Here is a 5,729-nt window from a genome sequence, read left to right as displayed (position 1 = left end):
CTCGTGTCGTAGCTTTTGCGCAGGGTTCTAACGCTAAGCATCGCAAGCGCCGCCCCCACGCCGCTCCAAAGCCCCAGCCAGTCGGTTTTACTGATGCCTAAATTCGGCTGGATGATAAAAAGTATGCCGATAAAACCTAGAAATATCGCGCCCCAGCCCTTTTTACTAAGCGCTTCTTTTAAGAAAATCGCCGCAAAAATCGCCGTGAAAATTGGGCTCGTTTTTTGAAAAGTATAAGCCGCGCCTAAATTTATATGAGCGATGTTGTAGAAAAGAGCAAAAAGCGCGATCGTGCCGATAAATCCGCGAAACATCAGCACCAAAAGTTGCCCGCCTTTTTGATGCGTCGGCGGCCTTTTGTAAATCGCGTAAAGCACGATAGCAAGACCGACGGCATTTCTAAAAAATACGACCTCGATACTAGACATCTGCTCGCTCAAAACTTTCGCAAATCCTCCGACGGCAGCAAAAAACATACATGCGATGATCATATAATAAGCGCCCAAATGGTGCAAAACGTATCTACGAAACAAAATTTTTCCTTTAAATTTAGGCGTATTGTAGTGCAAAACGGCTTAAATTTATAAACAATGTAAGCAAAAACTTTGTATAATTGGGATTTAGCGCGGCAAACTTTGCCGTAAATATAATGGGATTTTTAAGGGAAAATTTTGCAAAAGATAATTTTAGTCGGCAAGCCAAACGTCGGCAAAAGCTCGCTCTTTAACCGCCTAGCCGGCAGACGTATAGCCATCACCAGCGACGTTAGCGGTACGACGCGAGATACGAACAAAACGATTATAGAAATTTATGACAGAAGCTGCGTTTTGATCGACAGCGGCGGGCTGGACGACAGTAACGAGCTTTTTAAAAACGTCAAGGCAAAAACCCTAGCCGAAGCTAGAAGCTCAGACGCGATCATCTTTATGGTCGACGGCAAAATGATGCCTAGCGACGAGGACAAAGCCCTATACTACGCGCTTTTAAAGCTAAATTTACCCACCGCGCTCGTGATCAACAAAGTAGATAGCAAAAAAGACGAGCTACGAAGCTACGAGTTTGCAAATTTCGGCGCAAAAACGAGCTTTGCTATCTCAGTCAGTCACAACGCGGGCATCGACGAGCTAGCAGACTGGATCTATAAGCAAATAAAAGACGAGATCCGCCCCGACGCCGGCGAAGATCTGGACGAGTTTTTAGAAAATTTCGGCGACGACGGCGAGGTGGTTAAAGAGCTATCTGCTCGCGAGGACTATGAACGCAAAAATATCCAAGTAGGCATCATCGGACGCGTAAACGTCGGCAAAAGCTCGCTACTAAACGCGCTCGTAAAGGAGTCCCGCGCGGTCGTGAGCGACGTAGCCGGCACGACGATAGATCCGGTAAACGAGACTTTCGTCTATGAGGATAGAGTTTTTGAGTTCGTCGATACGGCGGGCATCAGAAAACGCGGCAAGATAGAAGGCATCGAAAGATACGCGCTAAACCGCACCGAGTCTGCGCTAGAGCTCGCCGATATCGCGCTTTTGGTACTTGATAGCTCCGAGCCGCTAACCGAGCTTGACGAGCGCATCGCGGGTCTTGCGGCTAAATTTGAGCTCGGCGTCATCATCGTGCTAAACAAATGGGACAAAAGCGAGGAAGATTTTGATAAATTTAGTCGCGAGATCAGGGATAAATTTAAATTTCTCGCCTACGCGCCAATCATCAGCGTATCGGCTCTGGGCGGCAAAAGAGTACATAAAATTTACCCGCTGATATTAGAAGTTTATAAAAACTATACGCAAAAAATCCAAACCGCAAGGCTAAACGAAGCTATCGAAGAGGCGGTAAAAGCGCATCCTATACCGCGCGAAAAGGGTAAGAGCGTGAAAATTTACTACGCAGTGCAGTTTGGTTTCGCGCCGCCAAAAATCGCGCTAGTGATGAACCGTCCGCGCACCCTGCACTTTAGCTACAAGCGCTACCTAACGAACAAGCTACGCGAGAAATTTGATCTATCCGGCACTCCAATCGTGCTGATCCCAAAAAATCGCAGCGGCTCGGACGAGGAAAACGAGGGAAAAAGTGAGTAAAAATTTAGTTTTTATCGGCTTCATGGGCGTTGGCAAAGGCACGGTAGCAAGGCATATCGCGAAAAAAACGGGTAAGCTGTTTTTAGACACCGACGAGCTGATCGAAAGCGAGCAAAATTTAAAAGTTAAAGAAATTTTCGAGAAAAAAGGCGAGGAGTATTTTAGAAAATGCGAGGCAAAACTCGCTAAAAAGCTGGCCAAAAACGTAAAATCCTCGGTGATAGCGGCGGGCGGCGGCTTTGCAAAGGTTAAAGGCCTTAAAAAAATCGGCAAAATCATCTATCTAAAATCAAGTTTTGAGGCGATTTTAAAGCGTATAGACGAGAGCGGCGAAGCGCAGATGCACTACGCCAAACGCCCGCTTTTGCGCGATCTAAACGCGGCTAAAAAGCTTTTTAACGAGAGAAAAAAGATGTATAAAAACGTCGCCGATCTCATAATCGACGTCGAAGGCAAAGGGCTAGAGCAAGTCGCGAAAGAGATTTTAGAAAAAATAAAAAAGGATTAAGTAAAATTTGGGTTGAAATTTGAGCGGTAAACGTCAAATCTTAAGCGATCTAAAATTTAAGTTCAAATTTGATGGATTTCAAAAGTTTAATGCAACAAAAATAAGCGGCAATATTGTCAAATAGCCGTGCAAATTTTATAAAAACAAAAAATAAGGCGCGATATTTTTTCGCTAGACGCGGCAGATTTTGCTTTGCGAACGAGGTGCACTTGTCGTGCGTCGCAGTGAAGCTAAGCAAAATCTAACAAAGTAAAGCGGAAAAAGATAAGCCGCAAAAAAGGATAAAATTTGAGAGTACTAACGGGTTTGCAACCAAGCGGCAAACTACACCTAGGCAACTACTTCGCCTCAATTAAGCAAATGGTTGAGGCGCAGGGGCAAAGCGAGATGTTTATGTTTATCGCAAACTACCACGCGATGACCTCGGTCGCCGACGCAGGGAAGCTAAAACAAAACACTTATGAGGCGGCGAGCGCGTTTTTGTCGCTGGGTATCGATCCGCAAAAGAGCGTATTTTGGGTGCAAAGCGACGTCAAAGAGGTTTTAGAGCTCTACTGGATACTTAGTCAATACACTCCTATGGGCCTGCTCGAGCGCGCTCACAGCTACAAGGACAAGGTCGCAAAGGGCCTAACCTCGCATCACGGGCTTTTTAGCTATCCCGTTTTGATGGCGGCTGATATCCTGCTATACGGCGCGCAGGTCGTACCCGTGGGCAAGGATCAGATCCAGCACGTCGAGATCGCGCGCGATATCGCGATCAAATTTAACAACGAGCACGGCGACATCTTCGTCCTGCCGGAGTACAAAGTCGATGAAAACGTAGCTACCGTGCCCGGCACAGACGGCGCGAAAATGAGCAAAAGCTACGGCAATACTATAGATATTTTTGCCGGCGCCAAAGAGCTAAAAAAGCAAATTTCAAGCATCGTGACGACCTCCGAGCCGCTTGAAGCGCCTAAGCAGTGGCAAAACTGCAACGTCTATAATATCGCAAAATTATTCCTAGACGAGGACGGACAGCGCGACTTGCAGGCTAGATATGAGCGAGGCGGCGAAGGACACGGACACTTTAAGATGTATCTAAACGAGCTGGTTTGGGAGTATTTTGCAGACGCGAGAGGCAAATTTGATTATTATCTAAATCACGCAGGCGAAGTGGATGAAATTTTAAACGAAGGCGCGAAAAAAGCGCGAGCCGTCGCAGCGCCGATAATGGAAAAAATACGCGCCGCAACAGGCATATACAAATAAATTTTAAAGGAAAAAAGTGCAAGCAATCTACCCTTACGCGCAGCTTATTCACCTGATCTGCGCTATCATTTTCGTCGGATTTTTATTTTTCGACGTGATTATTTTTTCAAGAGTCAAAAAGAAACTGCCCGCAGAAATAGCGCAAAAAGCGCAGCAGGCTATATCAAGCGTTGCGATAAAGATCATGCCGCTTTGCGTGCTGATTTTGATTTTAACGGGCGGCATGATGATGAGCAGCTGGGTCGGCTCGAAAGCCGGCGGATATTTTGAGTCGAATTTACAAATCGTCTTTATGATAAAGGTTATTTTGGCGCTACTGATATTTGCGGCCGTAGCGACCAATCTCACGTGTAAATTTATACTAAAACGTCCTAGCCCGCTGGGCAATATCCACCCGTTTGCGTTTGCGGCGGCGGCGATCATCGTGATATTTGCTAAAGTTATGTTTATGGTGTAAAGGATAAAAATGATAAATCTAAAATTACTCGACACGCGCTACGACGAGTTCGTAAAAAAATTACAAGGAAAAAACGTAAAGCCCGAGGTTTTAAACGAGCTTTTGACGACGTTTAACGAGCTAAAAGCCAAACGTCAAGCGCTAGAAAATTTCCAAGCGATCCAAAACGCTAAGAGCAAAGAGCTAGGCATAAAGGCTAGAAACGGCGAGAACACCGATGAGCTAAAAAACGAGCTAAATTTGAACAAAGCCGCGATGGGCGACGCCGCTGAAATCGTGCGCGCATACGAGGAAAAGCTCGAAAACATCGCAAGCTGCGTGCCTAATATCACCGACGACGACGTGCCGTTTGGCGCCGACGAGGACGATAACGTCTGCGTAAAAACCGTGCTTGAGCCAACCAAATTTGACTTCACGCCAAAGGAACACTGGGAGCTTGGCGAGAGCTTAGGCTGGCTTGATTTCGAGCGCGGCGTTAAGCTATCAGGCTCGCGCTTTTGCGTGCTAAAGGGCATGGGAGCGCGCCTATCAAGAGCGCTAGTTAACTACATGATCGACTTTAACAACGCGCGCGGCTTTGAACTGGTTAACGTGCCGTTTTTGGTAAATGCAAACACGCTTTACGGCACAGGACAGCTGCCTAAATTTGAAGACGATCTATATAAGGCTCAGGGCGAGGATTTGTATCTAATCCCTACTAGCGAGGTGCCGGTAACAAACCTATATAACGATGAAATTTTGCCCGTAGAGAACCTACCGATAAAGATGACTTGCTACTCGGCGTGCTTCCGTAAAGAAGCAGGCTCAGCAGGACGCGACACGCGCGGCATGATCCGCCAACATCAGTTTGAAAAAGTCGAGCTCGTAGCTATCACGACTCCAGAGCAAAGCGCGCAGATGCTAGACGAGATGGTGGCGTGCGCTAGTGATTTGCTAACAAGCCTTGGATTGCCGCACCGCCATATGCTGCTTTGCAGCGGAGACCTTGGCTTTAGCGCGGCAAAGACGATAGACCTCGAGGTCTGGCTACCCGGACAAAACAAATACCGCGAGATAAGCTCGGTATCAAACACGCGCGATTTCCAAGCTCGAAGAGCCAAAATCCGCTACAAAGACGGCAAGAAAAACGCTCTGGCGAATACCCTAAACGGCTCGAGCCTAGCCGTAGGCAGGACGCTCATAGCGATAATGGAAAACTACCAAAAAGTAGACGGCAGCATCGAGATTCCGGAAGTTCTTAAAAGGTATATGTAGTGGCGCAAAACGACGACGAAAACGTAGTAATCCTCGAAGAGGCCGAAACCCAGCTAAGCGACAAAGAGCCTCGACCGGAAGAGCAAGAAGGCGGCGAAAGCGACGAGCTGGTTTCGCTCGACGAGCTAGAACCAGTAGTCCCCGAACAAACCGCAGACGCACAAGAAGAGGCTAAAAAAAG

At 47.1% G+C, this 5,729-nt stretch carries 7 protein-coding genes; 6 read left to right on the top strand and 1 reads right to left on the bottom strand.

Translation table 11 applies throughout. The annotated features are described in order from the left end of the window. On the bottom strand, positions 1–569 hold a 569-nt coding region (locus Q0546_RS02340; protein ID WP_298790170.1), incomplete at its 3' end, for a DMT family transporter. 102 nt (positions 570–671) lie between these two features. Here Q0546_RS02340 and der point away from each other — a divergent pair. The 6 genes from der to Q0546_RS02310 all read left to right on the top strand — a co-directional run. Further along, entirely contained in the window at positions 672–2,075 is a 1,404-nt protein-coding gene (gene der, locus Q0546_RS02335) for a ribosome biogenesis GTPase Der (protein ID WP_298790168.1), read from the top strand. Further along, on the top strand, positions 2,068–2,583 hold the full coding sequence (locus tag Q0546_RS02330; RefSeq protein WP_298790166.1) for a shikimate kinase: 516 nt from the start codon (positions 2,068–2,070) through the stop codon (positions 2,581–2,583). The genes der and Q0546_RS02330 overlap by 8 nt, the downstream gene beginning before the upstream one ends. Positions 2,584–2,871: 288 nt before the next feature. Next, the gene (gene trpS / locus Q0546_RS02325; protein WP_298790164.1) at positions 2,872–3,837 is read left to right on the top strand and encodes a tryptophan--tRNA ligase; all 966 of its coding nucleotides are present in this window, start codon (positions 2,872–2,874) and stop codon (positions 3,835–3,837) included. Positions 3,838–3,853: 16 nt separating this feature from the next. After that, positions 3,854–4,294, top strand: coding sequence for a copper resistance protein CopD (locus Q0546_RS02320; protein WP_298790163.1), 441 nt, complete (start codon positions 3,854–3,856; stop codon positions 4,292–4,294). 9 nt (positions 4,295–4,303) lie between these two features. Further along, the gene (gene serS, locus Q0546_RS02315) at positions 4,304–5,548 is read left to right on the top strand and encodes a serine--tRNA ligase (RefSeq protein WP_298790161.1); all 1,245 of its coding nucleotides are present in this window, start codon (positions 4,304–4,306) and stop codon (positions 5,546–5,548) included. Beyond that, positions 5,548–5,729: hypothetical protein (locus Q0546_RS02310; protein ID WP_298790159.1), on the top strand; the 182-nt coding region annotated here is incomplete at its 3' end. The genes serS and Q0546_RS02310, both read left to right, overlap by 1 nt.

It is taken from the genome of uncultured Campylobacter sp. (genome assembly GCF_937997465.1).
Lineage (GTDB): Bacteria > Campylobacterota > Campylobacteria > Campylobacterales > Campylobacteraceae > Campylobacter_A.
This window is presented reverse-complemented; position numbering and strand designations above follow the sequence as displayed.

What these genes read in the sequence shown, in the direction of transcription:
- serS (WP_298790161.1), top strand. Translation starts at nt 4,304, where the DNA reads ATGATAAATCTAAAATTACTCGACACGCGCTACGACGAGTTCGTAAAA.